At 75.3% G+C, this 19,138-nt stretch carries 18 protein-coding genes and 1 tRNA gene; 10 read left to right on the top strand and 9 right to left on the bottom strand.

The genetic code is table 11. The features are described from left to right. The 4 genes from RQM47_RS08475 to RQM47_RS08460 form a co-directional block, all read right to left on the bottom strand. Positions 1–486: a class I SAM-dependent methyltransferase gene (locus RQM47_RS08475; protein ID WP_314008489.1), complete on the bottom strand. Its 486-nt coding sequence runs from the start codon at positions 484–486 to the stop codon at positions 1–3. Then, positions 486–1,712: a ferrochelatase gene (hemH, locus tag RQM47_RS08470; RefSeq protein ID WP_314008487.1), complete on the bottom strand. Its 1,227-nt coding sequence runs from the start codon at positions 1,710–1,712 to the stop codon at positions 486–488. Before hemH ends, RQM47_RS08475 begins: the two co-directional genes overlap by 1 nt. A gap of 237 nt (positions 1,713–1,949) precedes the next feature. Next, complete coding sequence (locus RQM47_RS08465; RefSeq protein WP_314008485.1) at positions 1,950–3,002, bottom strand: hypothetical protein; 1,053 nt, start codon at positions 3,000–3,002, stop codon at positions 1,950–1,952. A 398-nt stretch (positions 3,003–3,400) separates the two neighbouring features. Further along, a complete protein-coding gene (locus tag RQM47_RS08460; RefSeq protein WP_314008483.1) occupies positions 3,401–5,221 on the bottom strand; it encodes a M3 family oligoendopeptidase in 1,821 nt (606 codons plus the stop codon). A gap of 140 nt (positions 5,222–5,361) precedes the next feature. Here RQM47_RS08460 and ytxJ point away from each other — a divergent pair, with 140 nt between their 5' ends. From ytxJ to RQM47_RS08445, 3 genes are all read left to right on the top strand, one after another. Beyond that, positions 5,362–5,703, top strand: coding sequence for a bacillithiol system redox-active protein YtxJ (gene ytxJ, locus RQM47_RS08455; protein ID WP_311662531.1), 342 nt, complete (start codon positions 5,362–5,364; stop codon positions 5,701–5,703). Between the two features lie 45 nt (positions 5,704–5,748). Then, positions 5,749–6,555 (top strand): hypothetical protein, encoded by an 807-nt coding sequence (locus tag RQM47_RS08450; RefSeq protein WP_314008479.1) that lies wholly within the window; start codon positions 5,749–5,751, stop codon positions 6,553–6,555. Positions 6,556–6,681: 126 nt separating this feature from the next. Next, positions 6,682–7,185, top strand: coding sequence for a hypothetical protein (locus tag RQM47_RS08445; protein WP_314008476.1), 504 nt, complete (start codon positions 6,682–6,684; stop codon positions 7,183–7,185). Positions 7,186–7,192: 7 nt separating this feature from the next. On the opposite strand, the gene RQM47_RS08440 is transcribed toward RQM47_RS08445, so the two are convergent. Beyond that, a tRNA-Leu gene (locus RQM47_RS08440) sits at positions 7,193–7,274 on the bottom strand. Positions 7,275–7,279: 5 nt separating this feature from the next. On the opposite strand from RQM47_RS08440, the gene RQM47_RS08435 reads away from it, so the two are divergent. From RQM47_RS08435 to RQM47_RS08415, 6 genes are all read left to right on the top strand, one after another. Beyond that, positions 7,280–7,471 (top strand): hypothetical protein, encoded by a 192-nt coding sequence (locus RQM47_RS08435; RefSeq protein WP_314008473.1) that lies wholly within the window; start codon positions 7,280–7,282, stop codon positions 7,469–7,471. A gap of 48 nt (positions 7,472–7,519) precedes the next feature. Then, positions 7,520–7,705: an HNH endonuclease signature motif containing protein gene (locus RQM47_RS17430; protein WP_409945969.1), complete on the top strand. Its 186-nt coding sequence runs from the start codon at positions 7,520–7,522 to the stop codon at positions 7,703–7,705. Positions 7,706–7,759: 54 nt separating this feature from the next. Beyond that, positions 7,760–8,557 (top strand): cytidine deaminase, encoded by a 798-nt coding sequence (locus RQM47_RS08430; RefSeq protein ID WP_311662536.1) that lies wholly within the window; start codon positions 7,760–7,762, stop codon positions 8,555–8,557. A gap of 379 nt (positions 8,558–8,936) precedes the next feature. After that, the gene (locus tag RQM47_RS08425) at positions 8,937–10,940 is read left to right on the top strand and encodes a hypothetical protein (RefSeq protein WP_311662537.1); all 2,004 of its coding nucleotides are present in this window, start codon (positions 8,937–8,939) and stop codon (positions 10,938–10,940) included. Positions 10,941–11,321: 381 nt separating this feature from the next. After that, the gene (locus RQM47_RS08420; RefSeq protein ID WP_311662538.1) at positions 11,322–12,437 is read left to right on the top strand and encodes a lysylphosphatidylglycerol synthase transmembrane domain-containing protein; all 1,116 of its coding nucleotides are present in this window, start codon (positions 11,322–11,324) and stop codon (positions 12,435–12,437) included. Further along, positions 12,434–13,336, top strand: coding sequence for a CDP-alcohol phosphatidyltransferase family protein (locus RQM47_RS08415; protein ID WP_311662539.1), 903 nt, complete (start codon positions 12,434–12,436; stop codon positions 13,334–13,336). Before RQM47_RS08420 ends, RQM47_RS08415 begins: the two co-directional genes overlap by 4 nt. A 32-nt stretch (positions 13,337–13,368) precedes the next feature. Here the strand turns inward: RQM47_RS08415 and RQM47_RS08410 are convergent, their stop codons facing one another. Continuing rightward, positions 13,369–13,503 (bottom strand): hypothetical protein, encoded by a 135-nt coding sequence (locus RQM47_RS08410; protein ID WP_314008469.1) that lies wholly within the window; start codon positions 13,501–13,503, stop codon positions 13,369–13,371. Positions 13,504–13,889: 386 nt separating this feature from the next. Between RQM47_RS08410 and RQM47_RS08405 the strand changes: the two genes are divergently transcribed. Beyond that, complete coding sequence (locus RQM47_RS08405; protein WP_311662541.1) at positions 13,890–15,389, top strand: hypothetical protein; 1,500 nt, start codon at positions 13,890–13,892, stop codon at positions 15,387–15,389. A gap of 26 nt (positions 15,390–15,415) precedes the next feature. Here RQM47_RS08405 and RQM47_RS08400 read toward each other — a convergent pair whose 3' ends face one another. The 3 genes from RQM47_RS08400 to RQM47_RS08390 form a co-directional block, all read right to left on the bottom strand. Then, a complete protein-coding gene (locus tag RQM47_RS08400) occupies positions 15,416–16,486 on the bottom strand; it encodes a glycosyltransferase family 2 protein (protein WP_311662542.1) in 1,071 nt (356 codons plus the stop codon). A gap of 340 nt (positions 16,487–16,826) precedes the next feature. Continuing rightward, positions 16,827–18,014, bottom strand: coding sequence for a hypothetical protein (locus RQM47_RS08395; RefSeq protein ID WP_314008466.1), 1,188 nt, complete (start codon positions 18,012–18,014; stop codon positions 16,827–16,829). Positions 18,015–18,116: 102 nt separating this feature from the next. Continuing rightward, complete coding sequence (locus RQM47_RS08390; RefSeq protein ID WP_314008464.1) at positions 18,117–19,112, bottom strand: hypothetical protein; 996 nt, start codon at positions 19,110–19,112, stop codon at positions 18,117–18,119. Positions 19,113–19,138: the final 26 nt, after the last annotated feature.

Genomic DNA, 19,138 nt, shown 5'->3' with positions numbered 1-19,138 from the left:
CTACGCCGCCCCGCCGGGGCGCCGGTAGACGGCGCGGGCCGCCCCGCCCTCGCGGACGGAGGCCTCGGCGACCAGGAGCCCCGCCCGCTCGGCGGCCCCGTCCAGCTGACCGGGTTCGACGGCGGCCGCGGCCCACAGCCAGGCGCCGGGGCGGAGCACGCGGGCGGCCTCGGCGACGGCCGCGTCGAGCGCCGCCGGGGGCGGGGCGGCGAGAACGGCCCAGTCGGCCCACGCGTCGGGGAACCCCAGCGCGCTCAGGTCGGCGAGCGTCACGCGGCGGGCAGCCTCGGCGTCGCCGACGAGCGGGGCGAGGCGGGCGCGGGCGGCCTCGACGTGGGCGGCGTCGGGGTCCACGGCCCACACCTCGAACCCGAGCCGGGCGAGCGCCTCGGCGGTCTCCCCCGCCCCGCTCCCCAGGTCGACCACGCGGGACGGGACGGGGACCGCGGCGAGCGTGCGGAGCAGGTGGTCGGACGGCTGGCTCATCACGCCGCGGTCCGCTGGCGGGGCGTAAGGTGGGGGGCCACGTCAGGCCACTCGCGGGCGGGCACGGCGCGGCCGCACACGGCGCACGTCGAGCGCGACGGGGCGGGCGGGACGGGCGCTCTGGGGCCGTCCGACGCCGGGCGGACGTGGCCGGCGACGCTCTCGGCCAGCGCGTCGATAAGGAGGGCGTGGCAGTTGAGCCCGCTCGTCACCTCGAAGTGCGAGACGCCCCGCCCGGCGGCCCGCCCGCGGGCCGTGACGTCGAGGTCGAACGCCGTCTCGACCCGGTCCGAGATGAACGAGACGGGGACGACGAGGACGGCCGAGGACCCGTCGCTGGCCAGGTCGTCGAGGGCGTCGTCGACCGTCGGTCCTACAGGCCGCCCCGCCCCCAGCGGCGTCTCGAAGGCGACGCCGACCGACCGCTCGGGCTCGGCGCGCGCCTCCAGCACGGCCTCGACCGTGGCCTGGACCTGGCAGCAGTACGGGTCGTCGAGCGCCGTCAGGTGCCGCCGCTGCGCCCCGTGCGCGGCGAACAGGATCTGGACCCGGTCGCGGACCTCGCGGGGGAACCGCTGGAGCCCCTCGTCGATCCGCTCGCTGAGGGCGTGGACCAGCTTCGGGTGGCCCGCGTAGTCGCGCACGAGCGTGGTCGGCCAGTGGTCGGCCGCGGGCTCGTCTTCGAGGGCGCTCCAGTAGGCCAGCGACGAGCCTGTCGTGGCCGCCGAAAAGTGGGGCTGGAGCGGGAGGAGGACCACCTTCGTCACGGCGTCCTCGGCCATCTGCGCCCGGGCCGCCTCCATCGAGGGCTCACCGTGGCGCATGGCCACGTAGACGCGGAAGTCGACGCCCGCCGAGCGGTCGTACCCCTCGCTCAGGACCCGCTGGAGCGCCCGGGCCTGCTCCTCGGCGTGCCGCCGGAGCGGGCTCGCCCCGCCGATCAGCTCGAACGCCTGGGCCAGGCGGCGCCCGCGGCGACGGGCCAGCAGGCGGGCGGTGCGGTGGCGGGCAAACTGGGGGACGCGGAGCTCGACCTCGGCCGGGTCCATGAGCCGGCTGTACAGGAACGGGACCGCCTCCTCGGGGCGCGACGGCCCGCCGAGCCCCATCAGCACGACGCCCACGGTGCTGCCCGGTTCGACCGCGAGCGCCCCCAACTCGAACGCCTCTCCCGTGAGGGTCGCTCGGTCCGGTCGGAATCGACGGAGGTACTCGAACGGGGTCATGGGAAGGGGGCCGGGGGGGAGCCTGGCGCCCGGGTCTCCCGGGCCGTCCCGAACTTTACGCCCCGGCGCTAGAGTCCTGTATCGCGTCTCGTTGAAGACGGTGAAACAACCGACGGATTTACACCGGCTCCACACCGCCGCAGCGCGGCGCGAGAACGCGGCCGCCCCGCCCCGTTTGCCCTGCCTGCCGTGGGCGGGGCGGCTCGGAGATTCGCGTGCTGGCGCGCCTCCGCCCCGTCAGATCCCCGCCGCCACGTCCGCCAGCTGCCGCCGGACGTCGGGGGCCGCGAGCGCCGTCCACGCCTCGCGGACGGCCGCCGGCGCCGGGCCGCGCACGCCGAGGAGCCCGGCCGTCCGGCGGCGGTCGCGCTCGGCAGTCACGCGGGCCTCGGCGGCGGCGACCGTAGCGGCGAGGTCGTGGGCCGGCCCGTCTGTCGCCCCGGCCGCGAGGCCGAGCGCGAACCGGAGGGCGCGGAGGGCCGACGCAACGTGCTCGGCCACGTCGAGCGGGTCGTCCGCCCCGCCCGCGTCCTCGAACGCGCGGACGGCCTCGTAGCGGCCCCAAAGAGCCGAGCCCAACACGTGCCGGAGCCGCGACGGCCCCGCCCCGCCCCGCCCCGGCTCGACAAAGTCGACGGGCGGGGCGGGCGCGTCGTCGCCCGACCGGACGCCCGCCGCGTCCTGCGCGTCGAGCCGCGCCACGAGCCGCCCCGCCCGCGCGCTCCACGCCTCCCGCCCCGCAAGGGCGCCGTGGGCCGACGCGAGCGCGCGCCGCCGTGCCGCCTGGAACCGCCCCGCCCGCGGCCCCGCCTCGGCCGCCGCACGGTCGTAGTCGAGGGCGGCGTCGAGGTCGATGACGAGCGGGCGGAGCTCGGCCACGAGCCGGTCGACCGCCGCACCGGGCAGGACGTCCCGGAACGAGAGCAGGGCCAGGCGCACGTCGCGCGCCGCCGACGCCAGCCGCCGCGCGCTGCCGACGGAGCCGTCGAACGCGTGGGCCGCGGCGTCGTAGCGGCCGGCGTGGGCGTCCACGATCCGCGCCGCGACCTGGAGAACTGGCGTGTCGCCCGCGAACGCCAGCGGCGCCGGCACGCCGGGCCGGTCCCGCATTGGGGGCGAGGCGCCGCCTTCCGCGCCCGACCACACGAGGGCGGGGCGGTCGTCGGCGGCCCGCCCTACCAGCGGACGCGCCGAGCGGGGCGGCTTCAGCGCACCCCCGGCCCCGTCGTCCTCGACGAACAGGGGCGTCCTGGGCGGGGCCAACTGGAACAGGTCGAGCAGGTCGTCCATGTCCTCCGGGGCCGGGTTGCCCCTCGCGGCCCCGTCGCCTCCAGCGGGCAAACTCGCGGGCCACCCCGCCCCGCTCGGCGCCCGCGTCGGGTCTGCATCGTCGGGCAGCCCGGGAGCGGACGGGCGGGGCGGCGTCGGCGTGGGGGCAGGGTTGGTCACGACGGAGAGCGGTGGAGGAGTGGGAACGGCCAGCGGGCTTCCTGCCGCCGACGGGCCGACGACGACGGGCGAGCGCGGGCAGCGGGCGGCCTCGAGCAATCTACACGCCCCCGCCCCGCCCCGAAACGTACGGGCGGGGCGGGCACGGGCTGGGGCGGGGCGGGCACGTTGACCGTTCGGAGACCGCCCCGCCCACGCCGCAAGAGCGGGCAGCCGGCGGCGTCGCCGCCCCGCCCCGTCTACTGCCCGTCGCCCGAGGGCACCGCCAGCCGCTCGGCCTCGGCCACGAGCGCCTCGACGGCGTCGAGGCCCTGATCCCAGAAGCCCGGGTCGCGGAGGTCGATGCCCAGCCGGCCCACGAGCACGTGCGGCCAGTCCGACCCGCCCGCGGCCAGGAGGTCCCGGTACTTCCGCGCGAAGCCCGGCCCCTCGGCTTGGTAGCGCGCGTAGAGCGCGAGCACCAGGAGCTCGCCGAAGGCGTAGGCGTAGACGTAGCCCGGCGTGTGGACAAAGTGGGGGATGTAGCTCCACCAGTGGCGGTAGCCCTCGGTCAGCGTCACCGCGTTCCCGTACATGGCCTCCTGCGTCGCCATCCAGTGCCCGGCAAAGTCGTCCGGCGTCAGCTCGCCCCGCTCGCGGCGGTGCGTGTGGATGCGGTCCTCGAAGCGGTTCATCGTCACCTGGCGGAAGACGGTCGCCATCGTGTCGTCGATCTTGCCGACGAGGAGCGCGAGGCGGTCGCTCGGGCTCGGCGTCGTCTCGAGCATCCGCTGGAACGTGAGCATCTCGCCGAAGACGCTCGCCGTCTCGGCCGTCGTCAGCGGCGTGTCGGCGTGGAACACGCCTTGGTCACGCGCGAGGTACTGGTGGACCCCGTGCCCCAGCTCGTGGGCCAGCGTCTGGACGTCGCGGAGCGTGCCCGTGTAGTTCATCAGGATGTACGGGTGGGCGCTCGGCACGGCCCCGTGGCTGAACGCCCCGCCCCGCTTGCCCGGCGCGGGCGGGGCGTCGATCCAGCGCCCGTCGAAAAAGCGCTCGACCACCCCGCCCATCTCGGCGTCGAAGCCGGCGTAGGCCGCCGTGACCTGCTCGCGCGCCTCGTCCCAGGTCACGAAGCGGTCGGCCTCGCCGGTCGGCGCGTAGCGGTCGTAGTCGTAGAGCCGGTCGAGCCCGAGCAGCCGGCGCTTGAGCGCGTAGAACCGCTCGACGAGCGCATAGCGCCCCGTGACGGCCTCGACGAGCGCGTCGACCGAGGCGCCGTCGATCTCGTTGGCCTCGTTCCGGCTCGCGATCCACGACGGGTAGTGGCGGAGCCGGTCGCTCGACGCCGTGTCGGCCAGGACCGTGTTGAACACGTAGGTCAGCGGGCGCTCCAACGTGACGAGCCCCTCGGTCACGGCCTTGGCCGCGTCACGGCGGAGGCTCCGGTCGGCGTCGTAGAGCTTGACCGTCGCCTGCTGGAGCGGGAGGCTCTCGCCGCGGACGCGGAACCGGGCGGCCCCGAGCGTCTCGTCGAAGAACCGGTTCCACGCGCTCCACCCGGTCACGGCCTTCTCGGCCAGGATCTTCTCCTCGGGCTCGGAGAGGACGTGCTCGCGGGCTTCGGTCTTGAGCTCCAGGTAGTGCCGGTACGGCGCGAGCTCGGGGCTCTCTAGGAGCGTCCGCGCCCGGTCCGGCTCGACGGCCGCCCACTCGACGTCGAAAAAGACGAGCTCCTGGCCGACGCGCGTGTACGCCTCGCGGACCCGCTGGAGGAGCGCGCCGCGCGCCGGGTCCTCGGTGTCCGTGCTCCACGCGAGGTAGGCGTAGGTGTAGGCCCGCCCCGCCCGGTCGTGGACGTCGGCGAGCTCGGCGAGCGCCCCGGCCAACTCGGCGGCGCCCAGCTCGCCGACGCGGCCGCGGAGGCGGCCGGCGAGGTCGGCGGCCTCGGCCTCGGCCGTCGCGAGGTCGGCGTCGAGGTCGGCCGCCGAGGCGTAGAGGTCGTCGAGCGTCCAGCGGACGTCTTCGGCGCCGGTCGGGGGCGGGGCGGTCGGGGCGTCAGCGGGCGGGGTTTTGGACATCGGATCGGGTAGGGAAAAACCTTACGAGAGCAGCCCCTGCGGTAGCCCAGGGGCCGCCGTAGCTTCCAGGAGCCGGGGCAGCGCTGTGGTTGCGGCCCCCGGTACGGCCCCCTCCCTCGCGCAGATCCCCGCAGATTCTCATGGCCCAGGTCCAAGAACTCACGTCCACCGCCGACGCCGACGCCATGCTCCAGGCGTCCCACGACGGCCCGGTGTACCTCCTCAAGCACTCGATCGCGTGCCCGATCTCGGCCCGCGGCCAGATGGAGTTCGTCGGGCTCGAAGGCGACGGCGACCCGCCGCTCTACGCCGTCGTAGTGCAGTACGCCCGCGACGTGTCGGACTACCTCGCCGAGCAGCTGGGCGTCCAGCACGAGACGCCGCAGGCCCTCCTGATCAAGGACGGCGAGGCCATCGACGTCAAGAGCCACCACAACATCCGCGTCGCCGCGCTCCGGTCGGCGGCCGAGGCCGCCGCCTAACCCGCCCGCCCCGCCCCAGCGAGTTCCCCGACGCCCGCCCCCTCCGTGACCCACCCCGCACCGCCCCGCCCGAGGCTGCTCGCCCCGCTCGCCGCGTGCTTCGTGCTCGCGTGTGCCGCGCTCGCGTGGGGGTGCGGGCCGGAGCCCTCGGGCGGGGCGGCCGAGTTCACCAGCGGGGCTGCGCACAGCGGCGCCCGCGACCTCGTGCTCCCGTCGGCGACCGGGCCGGTGCCGCTGGCTGCGTTCGCCGGCCGGCCCGTCGTGGTCCACCTCGCGGCGGCGGGCGACGCGGCGGCGTGGGCGGCGCTCGGAGAGGCGACCGGCGACCTGGAGGCGAGCGGGGCGGCCGTGCTCGCGGTCATCCTCGAGGAGACGCCCGCCGCCGAGCTCGAAGCGCTCGGGTACCGGGGCGCGCCGCTCGCCGTGGTCCTCGACGGCGAGGGCACGGTCCGCGGGCGCGCCGCGCCGACCTCGGGCGACGCCGTGTTCGCGGCCGCCGCGCCGGTTCTGGCCGAGTACGACCTCGCGCAGACCGTAGCGTGGCCCGGGGCCGAGACGGTCGACGCCCTCGTCCGCGCCGGCGGCCTCGTCGTCGACCTGGGGACGGACGCCGCCCCGCCCGGGGCGCTCCGCGTGGCCCCGGACTCGCTCGCGGCCGAGACCCTGCCCGCCGACCTGGGGACGCCGTTGGCGTTCGTCGGCTCCGCCGCGGCGGCGGCCGCCGAGCGGGCGGTCGGCTGGGGCTACGCCTCGGTCTACGTCGCCGACGCGGCCGGCCGGCTCGGGGCCGTCGAGCCGCCCCGCCCCGCCGCACCGCCCTCGCCCCGCCGCCGGGGCGGCGTGCGCGGCTAGCGGGGCGCCGAGAGTTTGCTGAGGGTTGTTCGAGGAACGGCCTCAGGTTGCGATTTCCCACCCCGCCCCCACGGCCCGCGGGCGGGGCGGGCGTCATCTTGTGCGTCTGCTGCCACCACGTCCCCCATGTCTACTGACCACGTCCGCATCCTCGGCATCTACGAGGACGCCCTCGCCACCTCCCACGCCGGCGACCACATCACGACCCTCGTCCTCCGCCTCTCGGGCGACCCGTCGGACGACTGGATCTCGGCGTTCAACCTCGAGTGGAGCCGGACCGATTACCTCCGCAAGCGGAGCGTCCACGTCGGGTCCGTCCGGGTCCACAACGAGACCGAGGTCCGGCAGGGGCTCGTCGTCCACACGTCGCCCGAGGACTACGTCTCGATCCACAAGCCCCACGTCGAGCGGGCCGTCGAGCGGGCCAACGCGCAGGCCGCCTGGCGCGACCGCCAGCAGGACGCGACGGTCGCCCGCGCCAACCGGACCATCCGCGCCATCAACGCCGACTACTACGCGGCCGGGCGGGGCGGCGACGAGCGGCCCGGCGAGCGGGCGGCCGTGGAGGACCGGGCGGCCGCCCCGCCCGAGCGGCGAGAGACGGAGGCCACAGACCGCGCGGCGACGTAGGGCGGGGTGGGGGCGGCGGGACTCGAACCCGCAAGCCGTGAGGCGACGAGGCTTAAGCTCGTTGTGTCTGCCAGTTCCACCACGCCCCCGCTCGATGGCCACGAAAAGATACACCGACGCCGAGTTCGTGGCCGCCGTTCGCGCCTCCAAGAGCATCGCCGGCATCCTCCGCCGGCTCGGGCTTCGCCCGGCCGGTGGGAACTACGCGAACGCCAAGCGGACCCTCCAGCGACTCGGGCTGGACGCTTCCCACTTTACGGGTCGAGCATGGAGCCGAGGCGAATGACAGAAGGACTGGTCGGACTACACAAGGGCTACCCATGCGAAGCCCCACCTGATCAAAGAACGAGGGGCCGCGTGCGAGCGGTGCGGGGGCCAAAGGTGGCAGGAGGAGCCCACCCCGCTAGAAGTCCACCACCGTGACGGGGACCGGACGAACAACGTCCTCGCGAACCTCGCGCTGCTGTGCCCCAACTGCCACGCCCTGACCGACACGTGGCGGAACCGCTCTCGGAGTTAAGCCCCCGGGCCGCCCCGCCCGCGGTCGTAAGCTACGGCCCCACCCCGCCCGCCCATGCCGCAGAACCCGCCCGCGGGTCCCGACCGCCTCCGCGGACACGCCCAGGCCGTCGCCGCGCGTGCCCACGTCCCCTACTCCCGCGCGCCCGTCGGCGCGGCCGTCCTGTTCGAGAGCGGAGGCTGGCTCGCCGCGCCGCGCCTCGAGAACGCCTCGTTCCCGCTCACGATCTCGGCGCTCCAGGGCGCCCTCGCGCTCGCGGCCACGGCGGGCGCCGCGCCCGTCGCCGCCGCGCTCAGCCGGCCGCTCACGCGCGGCGAGCGGGCGCTGCTGGAGGACTGGACCGACGGGCCGTGGCGGCTCGCGGCCCCCGACCTCGCCGTCCGCGAGGGCGGGGCGGCGCCCGTGGTCGGCGCGGCGGTCCGCCTCACGCTCCGCCTCCCGCCCCCGCCCGATGTCGCGGGCGGGGCGGCGCTCGCGCTCGCGGCCGCCGACCGGGCGCACGTCCCGGCCTCCGACTTCGCCGTCGGCGCCGCGGTCGAGGACGGCGAGGGCCAGCTCGTGGTCGGCGCCAACGTCGAGCTCGACGGCGACTGGTCGCGCGGGCTCTGCGCCGAGCGGACGGCGCTCGTGGCCGCGCGGGCGGCCGGGCTCGGGCCAGTCCGCCGGCTCTACGTCGCGTGCGTGCGGGCGCCCGGCGGCACGCCCTGCGGCGGGTGCCGCCAGGTGATCGCCGAGCTGGCCCCGGACGCCGAGGTCGTCGTCTGGCGCGGGACCGACCCGCCCGAGGTGACGACGCCGGCGGCCCTCCTGCCGGCCGCCTTCGGCGGCGAGCGGCTGTCCGTCGGCCAGTGAGCCGGTGGATCAGTGGATCAGTGGATCAGTGGATCAGTGGATCAGTGGATCAGTGGATCAGTGGATCAAGGTGCCCGCCCCGCCCGTGTGCAATCCGACTTGACGAAGCGCGTTGGCGTCCGCTCTGAACGGCCCGAAGCCGCCCCGCCCGCTCCAGGTAAGACGCCGCAGGGGCGGGGCGGTCCCAGTGCGCTCCGCTGGCGTAGATCGACCGACTCGCTGACCGACTGACCCGACGACGTACCGACGCGCCGCCGCCCTGGACCTCGCCCTCGCCTACTCGCCCGTCCTCCTCGCCGCGTGCACGCTCGGCGCGGGCGCCCTCGCGTGGTGGAGCTACGGGCGGAGCACGCCGCCCGCGACCGGGTGGCGGCGCGTCGTGCTCCCGGTGCTCCGGTTCACGGCCCTCTTCCTCGTCCTGCTCCTCCTGTTCGACCCCGTGTGGCGCCGCGTCACGCGGACGGGTGAGGCGCCGCTCCTGGCCGTCCTCGTCGACGACAGCGAGAGCCTCACGCTCGGAGCCGGACCGCCCGCCGACGCCGTCCGCGCGGCGCTCGACGGGCTCCCGGCCGACGCGGCGCTCCGGTTCTACCGCTTCGGCGCCGAGGCCGCGCCGGCGGGGCGGGCGCTGCCGGGCGACAGCCTCCGCTTCGCGGGCGAGCGGACCGACATCGCGGCGGCGCTCGGGCGCGTCGAAGCCGACTTTGCCGGGCGCAACCTGCGCGGCGTGGTCCTGGTGTCGGACGGGCGCGTGACCGACGGGCGGAACCCGGCCTACCTCGCCGAGCGGTTCCCGGTCCCGATCTGGACGGCCGTGGCCGGCGACAGCGTCTCGGGCCGCGACGTCCGCCTGGCGCGGGCGGTGACGAATGACGTGGCCTACGCGCGGTCGCCGCTGCCCGTCCAGGTCGGCGTCCGGGCGAGCGGGTACGCGGGGCAGACGGCGCCGGTGACGATCTCCGAGAACGGGCGCGTCCTAACGCGCGGGGCGGTCGAGTTGCCGGCGGGCGGGGCGGAAGCCGTTGTGGACCTGACCGTGACGCCGGCCGCGCCGGGCGTCCGCCGGTACACGGTGGCGGTGGGGCCGCTGGCCGGCGAGGCCACGACGCGCAACAACACGGCCGTCGTCGAGGTCCGCGTGCTGGACGACCGGCGCCGCGTGCTCGTCGTGGCCGGCGCGCCGGACCCCGACCTCGCCGCGCTCCGCGCCGCGCTCGAGGCCGACCGCTCGCTCGACGTGACGGTCCGCACGCAGCGGGCGCCGGGCCTGTTCTACGAGGGCGCCCTCCCCGCCCGGCTGGGCGCGTTCGACCTCCTCGTCCTGGCCGGCTACCCCGGCCCCGCCGCCGACGGGCAGACGGCCGAGCGGCTGGCGGCGAGCGGGCTGCCGGTCCTGTTCGTGCTCACGCGGCAGACGGACCTCTCGCTCCTCGCGCGGGCGTTCGGCGACGTGCTCCCGGCCGCGCCGGCGGCCGTCCGCGCCGGGTTCGCCGAAGCCGGTCTCGCGCCGACGCCGGCCGGCGAGGCCCACCCGGTCTTCGAGGGCCTGGGCGTCGACGCGTCGCGCCTCTCCGCGCTCCCGCCGGTCGCGGTCACCACGTCGCGGTGGACGCTCGCGCCGGGCGCGCGGTCGCTGGCCGGCGTCCGCCGGGGCGGGGCGGCGCTCGACGTCCCGCTCGTCGCCGTGCGCGCGGGCGCCCGGCGGTCGGCGGCCGTGCTCGGCGCCGGCACGTGGCGCTGGCGGACGCTCCCGGACGACCTGGGCGACCTCCGCGGCGCCTACGACCGGCTCCTCGACAACCTCGTCCGCTGGACGACCGCGCCCCAGGACCGCCGGCGCGTCCGGGTCCGCCCCGACCGCGCGCTCTTCGGCGAGCGCGACCGCGTGACGCTCACGGGCCAGGCGTACGGCGAGAGCCTGGAACCGATCAGCGACGCCCGCCTCACGGTCGCCGTCCGCGCGCCGTCCGGCGACGTCCAGCGCGAGGCGATGCGGCCGGTGGGGAACGGGCGCTACGTCGTAGACCTGGGCGTCCGCCCCGCCGGCACCTACACGTTCACGGCCGAGGCCGAGCGGGGCGGTGTAGAGCTAGGAACCGACCGCGGCTCGTTCGGCGTGGGCGCGCTCGCGGCCGAGTTCCGCGAGCCCGGCGCCGACCCCGCCTTGCTCCGCCAGGTGGCCGCGCGCTCGGGCGGGGCGGTCGTCGGGCTGGACACGCTGGGCTCGTTCGTGGCCGGCCTCCGCGAGCGGGGCGCGCTCGCCGACCGCCCGCTCGTGCGCGAGGACGAGACGCCGCTCGTCGGGCTCCCGTGGCTGCTGGCCCTGGCCGTCGCGCTGCTGACGGCGGAGTGGGTGATCCGCAAGCGGGCGGGGATGGTGTAGCAGCGAGCAGCGAGCAGCGAGCAGCGAGCAGAAGCTGAACCACCCCGCCCAGGCATGGGCGGGGCGACCGACGTAGCGGCGTTGCATGCAACGCCGTCGGGCCACGGCGCACGGGCGGGGCGGTCCGCAGGCGGGGCCGCGGGCCGGCGATCACCGCCCCGCCCCCAGGGAACGGGCCGAGCTGGATTCGGAGCGACGCCACGCGTGGTGTCCGCATCGGGGGGCCGCCCCGCCCACGCCGCGGGCGGGGTGAGTGCCAGGGCGGCCGAGGCGAGGCCGGCGCCGTGGGGCGAACGCCGCGGCGGTATCCTCCGGGACGCGCTCGGCTCCCCCCGCCCCGCCCGAGGTGGACGCGCCGGCCGCCTCCCCCGCCCCGCCCGCATGCTGCCGGACACCCTCGACGAGACCGCCCGCCCGCCCGCCCAGGGCGACCCCGTCGAGAGCGGGGCGGCCGACGTCCCCGCCGCCCCGAGCGTGTCGCTCCGGCCGTTCGCGTGGTCGGTGGCACTGAGCGCCGTCGTGTTTGGCGTGATCGGCTACGCCACGTTCGACCCGGTCGCGTTCCGGCCGTTCCTCCGCGACGCCCGCCCCTGGCTCCTGGTCGCCGCGGTCGGCACCGTCGTGCTCCGCGTCGTGTTCGGGGCGTGGCGGCTCCGCGTGGTGTCGGACGGGCAGATCGGCCTCCGCCGGGGCGTCCGCGACCAGATCGTTTGGGACTTTTTCGCCTACGTCACGCCGTCGGCCGTGGGCGGCGGGCCGTTTCTGGCCGTGTTCATGGCGCGCGACCGGCAGCTCCCGCTGGGCGAGGCCACGTCGGTCGTCCTGTTCGCGATGCTGGTCGACCAGGTGTGGTTCGCGCTCACCATCCCCGTGCTCCTCGTCGCCGCCGTCTGGCTCGACGTGTTCCCGCAGGCTCTGGGCACGGCGGGCACGGCCGCCCTGCTCGCGTTCTTCGTCGGCTACCTCGCGTGGGTGGCCGTGCTGGCCTACGGGACGCTCGTCCGGCCGGACCGGATGGCGGGGTGGGTCGAGCGCCTGTTCCGGCTCCGCTGGCTCCGCCGGTTTGCGAAGCGCGCGCGCGGAGCGATGGCCGACATGCAGGCCCGGTCGCGGTCGCTCCGCTCGCGGTCCGGTGGGTTCTACGCGAAGGCGTTCGCCGTATCGCTCGTGCCCTGGATCTGCCGGTACGCGCTCGCCGTGTGCGTCATCGCAAGCGTGTACCCGGGCGTCGATCAAGCGCTCGTGTTCGCACGCTCAGCGGCGCTCCAACTGGGCGCACTCGTCGTGCCCACGCCGGGCGGGGCGGGCGGCGTCGAGGGCCTGTACGTCCTGTTCCTGGGGCCGCCGCTCGTGCCCGCCGCGCTCGTCGCGCCGACGCTGCTCGTGTGGCGGCTCCTGAGCTTCTACGTGTTTATTGGAGCCGGCCTCGTCCTCGTCGCCCGCCACCTGGCACGGGTCGCCCCCTCCCCACCCCGCCCCGCTGGCGCCCGTACATGACCGAGGAGACCGTCGCCGTCAAGCGGACGGGCGAGATCGAGGAGCCGACGAACCGGCTCTTTGTCCACCCGCTGAGCCGGGCGCTCGTGGCGCCGCTCGCGCGGTGGGGCGTCTCGCCGAACGCGGTCTCGCTGGCCGGGCTCGCGTTCGGGGCCGGGGCCGCCGTCGCCTACGCCCGCTACACCGAGTGGCCGTTTGTCGTGCTGGGCTTCGCGCTCATGGTCGTGTGGCACGTGCTCGACGGCGCCGACGGCCAACTCGCGCGGCTAACAGGAAAGACATCGGAGATCGGGAAGGTGCTCGACGGCCTGTGCGACCACGGCACGTTCGTGCTCGTGTACGCGAGCCTCGCCGCCGCCGCGTCGGCAACGCAGGGGTCGTGGGTGTGGCTGTGGGCCGCGGCCGCTGGCGCGAGCCACGCCGTGCAGGCGAACGCCTACGAAGGCCAACGCTACGCCTACGACTTCTGGGTCCAAGGCAAGCAGTCGGCCCGCGTCCCGACGCCCGACGAGTACCGGGAGGAGACGCGTGGGGCCACGGGCGTGGCGTGGGCGCTCGGGCGGCTCCAGCTCCTCTACCTCCAGATCCAGTATCGGGGTGCGGCTGCGGCCGCCCCGCTCCGGCGGCGGCTCGCGGCGGCGGCAGCCGCACCGGGCGGGGCGGCGCGCGTGGCCGAGGCGTACCGGGCCACGCACCTCGCGGGCCTCCGGCGGTGGAACCTGCTGAGCTCGAACTACCGGACGGGCGCGATCGCCGTGGCCTGCCTGCTCGGCAGCCCGGTCTACTTTTTTGCCTTCGAGGCCGTCGTCCTGAACGGCGTGTTTCTGGCCCTCCTGCAGATGCAGCGGCGGAACGACCGGGCGCTGCTCGCGCGGCTCGGCGCGGGCGGGGCGGCGTAGAGCGGGGCGGCTTGTGCGGGGCAGCCCGCGCGCTACTCCCGGAACGCTGACCGCACCCGCCCCGCCCACCGGAACCCGAGTACTCGGTACGCCCAGACGTAGGGCCGCGCGTTGGACGCCGAGACCGGCGGCACGTAGTGGGCGGGGAGGCTGCGGTCGTAGAACATCTTCACGGCCTCCGCGCCGCACGGGTACAGCCCCCAAATTGCCTTCAAAGCCTTGCGGCGTCGAGGTCCGCCCCGCCCGCGAGGGCGCGCACCTCCGCGAAGGCGAGGGCGCCCACGCGCGCGGGCGGTTCCGTCCGTCGACCCGCCGTCGACGCACGACGATCACGACGATGTCGGGCGGGGCGGTCTGCGCCGGCGCGGGGACAGCGGGGGCAGAGGCCTCCGCGTTGTGCCAAGGGATTACGACGGAGACCGTAGAGACGGATGGCGGCACGCGTGCAGGGAGACCCTGAAAGAGGTCCTTCGCTGAAGAGCCGGGCGAACGGGTACGCTGTCGTCCCGTACGGGTCTCCAGAAGCGACCGCCCGTACCAGCCCCTCGTCCCTGTGCTCCCTCCTCCTGCCCGCTTGTACGCGGGGCAGTTCGTCCTGGGCACCGCCCTCTCCCGCGTCCCCGAGGGGTGGGCCGAGCACACCGTCGGGCGCTGGACGCTGGCGACCGACCTCCCGGTGTGCTTCGTCCTCGACCCCGACGGCCGGACGGTCGGCGCCCTCATCGGGTTCGCGGTCACGCCAGACGGGGCCGTCCGCGACACGCCGCTCACGCTCCCTGAGCCGCCCCGCCCGGACACCGCGACGGCCGTCGAGGACGCCGTCTACGCCCACGGCGGCCGCTTCGCCTGCGTGCTCGCCGCCGACGACGGGTTCGAGCGGCTCTACCTCGACCCGGGCGGGACGCTCGCGGCCGTTTATGGGTGGGGCGGGGCGGCCTCGACGGGGACGCTCCTGGCGTGGGCGCACGGGCGGGAGTTCCGCCGCCCCGCCCCGCCCACCCCCAGCAGCGGGTTCTTCTACGCCGGGCGGACGAGCGACCCCGAGGTCCAGCGTCTCGTCCCCAACCACTACGCCGACCTCGCGACGGGCGGGGCGGTCCGCCACCACTGGCAGGAAGCGCCAGTCCCCGTCTCCAGCGACGAGACCGCCGGGCTCGTCCACGAGATCGCCGCCGGCGTTCGGCGGAACGTCGAGGCGGCGGCGTCGATCGGGCCGATCCGCATTGGGATCACGGCGGGGCGGGACTCGCGCATGATCCTGGCGTCCGCACGAGGCGTCGCCGACCGGACCTCGCTCTACACCTTCGACCACCCGGCTCAGCCCGTCGACACCGCCGCGGGCCGAGCCATCGCGCGCCGGCTCCGGCTCCCCCACCACGTCATTCCTCTCAAACCGATCGGGAGCACGCGCGAGGTCTACCTCGAACGGACGGGGTACGCCGGCAGCGCGGGCAAGGCAAAGGACTTCTACGAGGGCGTCCGCTGTCACCTCCCACCGGGCGGCACCCTCCTGGCCGGGTTCGGCGGCGAGCTCGGACGGGCGAGCCGGATGCAGCGGACCCTGACGCCGGAGACCCCAATCGACGCCGCGATGGTCCTCGACCGCTACGACGACGCCCCCCTCGCCGAGCGGGTCGAGGCGCTCGAGGCGTGGTTCGAGGGGGTCTCGTGGACGGACCCGTTCTCGTTTCTGGGCCAGGTCTACTGGGAGAACCGGATGGGGTGCTGGGCCAGCCCCCACCTCTACGGCGTCTCGCCGACCACCACCCCGCTTGTCCCGTTCATCGACCGCCGGGTCGTCGACGCGATGGCCCGGCTGCCGGTCGCGTACCGGCTCGCGAACCGCCTCGCCGACGACGTAGCCCGGGCGGGGTGGCCGGAGCTCGCGGAGATCCCGTACCAGTCTCGGCCGGGGTGGACGGGACTCGCGTACCGGGCCGCCCACGCGGTCCGGTGGCGCGTCCGACGAGCGGCGCGCTACGCTGTCGGCGCCCGCTCGCGCGCTGCGCCTCCACACTCTGACGAGAGCGCGCCGACCGATTCGCGGGCCTAGACCACCAGCGGGCTGGGCTCCGCCCGTCAGCGGGCGGGCGGCTCCGCGGAGTGCAATCCGATGGCACGGGGGAGAAGCCGGGCCATCCGGCGGGACGCGAGAAGGCGCGGGTCGAGTGCCGCCGCCGAGCAGAGGAGCGCCCGCAGAGCTCTGGGGTCTCGCAGGCCGTGCCTTCCCCCCTGCGCGAGCAGCGACGCCGCGGCCTCCCGACGCAGGGACTGGGCGGCCGCGGGCGGCTCGGTCTGGCGCACTCGCTGGAGCACTTCCCGGAGCAGGGGGAGCCCGACGCGAACGCCTGCAGGGTTGAGCGCGTGGTGCCCCCGGTACAGCGTGACCACGGCCGCGACCTCCTCGTCGGTGAGCGTGCGCTCCAGCCGGTCCTCTAGGAGGGGCTGCGACACGCGTAGGCTGAGCCGCAGCCCAGCCTTTCCCCGCGTCCTCACGACCGACGTCCCGTGCGTGCGGTAGTGGACGAGAGTGTCGGGGAGATTCGCAAACCGAGTCCGGTCGTGGAGCCGAGCCCACAGGTCGGTGTCCTGGGCCGTCCAGTAGCTCTCGTCGTACCCGCCGACGCCTCGGACGACGTCGGCCCGGAACACGACGCTCGGGTGGAGGAGGCTTCCGGAGAAGAGCTGCCGGGCACGAATCGTCTCGTGGTCCTCCGCGTAGCCCTTGCTGTAAAGGTACTCGCCGCCGGGACCTATCCTGTGGAACCCGCTGCCGAGGACGCCGACCTCGGGGTGGCGTTCAAGGAAGGCGACCTGCTTTTCGAGGCGGTCCGGCATGTTCACGTCGTCGGCGTCGGCGCGGGCGACGAGCGGGGCGCGGCACGCGGCGAGCCCCCGGTTCAGCGAGGCCGCGAGCTTCCGGTTCTCCTCGTTCCGGAGCACGACGAGGCGGCCGTCCCGCGCGGCGTAGTCCGCGAGGATCGCGGCCGTCCCGTCCGTGCTCGCGTCGTCCACGACGACGATCTCGATGTCGGAGAGCGTCTGCGCGAGCACGCTGTCGAGCGCCTCAGCGAGGTACTGCTCGCCGTTGTAGACGGCCATCAGCACGCTCACGCGGGGGACGGCCTGTTCCTCTAGGGAGCGCTCCATCAGGGGCGGGGTGGTGCCTCCGACCGCGCGGCCGCCCCGCCCACAGCCGTGCGGTCGGGATGGCCGCTCAAGGCGACGGAGATGGGGGGAGTAAACATGAAAGCCGAGACGGCGACGCTACACGCAGGGGCGGGGCGGTCGGGCGCGAGCCGCGTACAAAGACGGGCCGCCCCGCCCGAGCGGAGCCTAGATCACGATCAAGAGGTCTTCTACTTTATCAGCGTTCCAACTGAGCGGGGCGGGGTGGGAGGAGTCTCCTTCCTAAACACCACGAAGCGACGGCGCAGCCAGGGGTGGCGGACCGGGCGGGGCGGGGCGCACGAGACCTCTTGCCGCTGCACTAGCGAGTCAGGAGGTACATCTGCCGCCCCCCGTCGTCGAGCGACGTCACGACCACCTTCTCGCCGTCGGGGCTCGGGTTCGGGTGGAGGTCGCACCGGAACGCGCCGCTCGTGGGCCGGTGGTTCTGGAACCGCGCCACCTGCTCCTGCTCTCCGCTGCTCGCGTCGTACGCGAACACGTCGACCTCCTCCCGGTAGGGCGTGTCGAACACGAACCGATCCGTCGTCTCCGGGAAGTGGCGCATGTGGACGTTGTAGTCGACGAGGCCCGGCGCCATCCGCTCGACCCGCTGGCCGCCGGAGGGGGCGTCGCGGTAGAGGGCGAGCTCTCGGTCCGCCTCGTTCCAGAGGTAAAGCCGCTCGTCGTCGAGCCAGATCACGTGCGACGTCGCCCACGAGAGCAGGCGGAGGTCGCTCCCGTCGACGCCGCACGTGAGGCTCATGCCCATCCGCCCGTTCCACTTCCACCGGCTAAAATCGCGCGGGCGGAACCGGAACTTGACCGTGAACCGCCGCCCGTCCGGTGACATCTTCACGTGGTTGAACCAGTAGACGTAGCGCCGGATAAAGTGCTTGAGGCGCTCCTTCGGCGACAGCAGCGGCGCGACGAGCCGGGCCGCGTCACGGAGCGAGAGGACGAGCCGCGAGTCGCCCGTCTCCAGGTCCATGCGCCACACGCCGTCGTCGGCCGGGCGCCGCTGGTCCAGGCGGGCGCCCGCCCCGCCCGGGTAGCCGTAGCCGGGGCGGACGTGGTCGAGCCGGGCCATGTTGAGCGAGAGCGCGAACTGTCCCGTAGGGTCGACGGCGTAGACCGGGCGCGGGAGCGTCCTGTCCTGCCCGGTGTCCAGGTCGAGCGTGCGCGCAACGAAGCCGTCGCCCTCGCGGTCGTTCCAGACGAGCGTGCGGCCGCCCGGAACCCACTGCGTCATGGCCCCCTGCTGCCAACTCCACGCGCGGCTCTCGCCGACCGGCGTCCACGCGCGGTCGCCCTCGGTGTCGACGTATCCGATCTCGATGGCATCGTTGGGCGTCGGCTGCCGCTCGGCGAAGCCGACCTGATGGCCCGCCACGAGCCGGCTGTCGGCGTCGAAGACGGGGATGTCGTAGTAGGCGTGCGCGTGGAACCGCCCCGCCCGGGTCCCCTCCGTCAGCTGCGTGCCGGTCCATCCGTTGAACGTTTCCATCATGGTGCGACTCGGTTGCTCATGGAGTGGGGTCTCCCTCGCCGGAGGCGAGGAGGTCTGGCGGGGGCGGGGCGGTCGGTGCGGATCGGATGCCCGGCGGCGATGCTAGGCCACCCTCCGCTTGACGGCGCCGGCCGCCCGGCGCGCGAAGGCGACGCCGCGGTCGGCGGCGACGGTGGCTCGGAGCGCGTTCGTGCGCACGCGCCACGGGACACGGTCGGCGAGCGTGGGGTGGCGGACCGGAACGTCGCCCAGCCCGATCCGTCCGCCCCAGAGGGCGAGGCGGTCCAGGAGGAGCCGTCCGTAGGCGCTCCCCGCCGAGCTCGCGCCGGGCGTGTCGAGCCGGCGCTGGTGGCGTTCCGCGAGCGCCTCGGTCCACTTAAAGTGGTGGACGCGGAACGGGATGGCGAACCGGACGGCCGAGTTCGTGATCCCCGGCATCCGGCCGAGCGACGTCCCCAGGAGGAACGAGACGGGAACAGCGTCCTCGCCCTTGAGCGGCGCGTGGCCGCCGCGGCTGGGGAGCACGTCGCCCCGGCAGAGCATGACGTTGACGGTCCCGAACTTGTAGTTGTCGCCGTCCCCCTCGTGCTGCCGGATGGTGCAGATCACGTCGGCCTCGACGGGGAACTGGTCCCACAGCGACGGCGCCGGCTCGATCTCGGCGAGCGCCCCGCCCGGAGCGAGCCGGTCGATAAACACGCCCTGGACGCAGTTCGCGCCCCGCCGCTCGCAGTAGTCGAGCACCTCGCCGAGCGGGGCGGGAAACTCGCAGAACTCGTCGACGTCGGCGCTCACGACCCAGTCCTCGGGCGACGCCACGCGCCGCTGGACCTCGCGCCGCTTGTCCCACATCGCGTCGCTCGTGTACGGCTCGATCCAGTCCTCGCCGCCGTCGACGCCGTGCTCGGCGAGGATCGCCCGGGCCTCGGCCAGGCCGGGCGCGTCGGCCGTCAGCGCGTTGAGGACGATGTGCATCCGCTCCGGCGCGACGCCGAGGTCGAGGTAGTGCCGGAGAAAGTGCGGGAGGAGCGGGAGGTCGCTCTCCACCCCGACGCACGAGATCAGCAGGGTTCGGGAGGCGGCGTCGGAGTGGGTCACGGAGTCGGGCGGGCGCCGCAGGTCGC

The organism is Rubrivirga sp. S365 (genome assembly GCF_032248475.1).
Taxonomy (GTDB): Bacteria; Bacteroidota; Rhodothermia; order Rhodothermales; family Rubricoccaceae; genus Rubrivirga; species Rubrivirga litoralis.
Note: the sequence above shows the minus strand (reverse complement) of the source record. Positions and strands in the feature narration are given on the sequence as shown.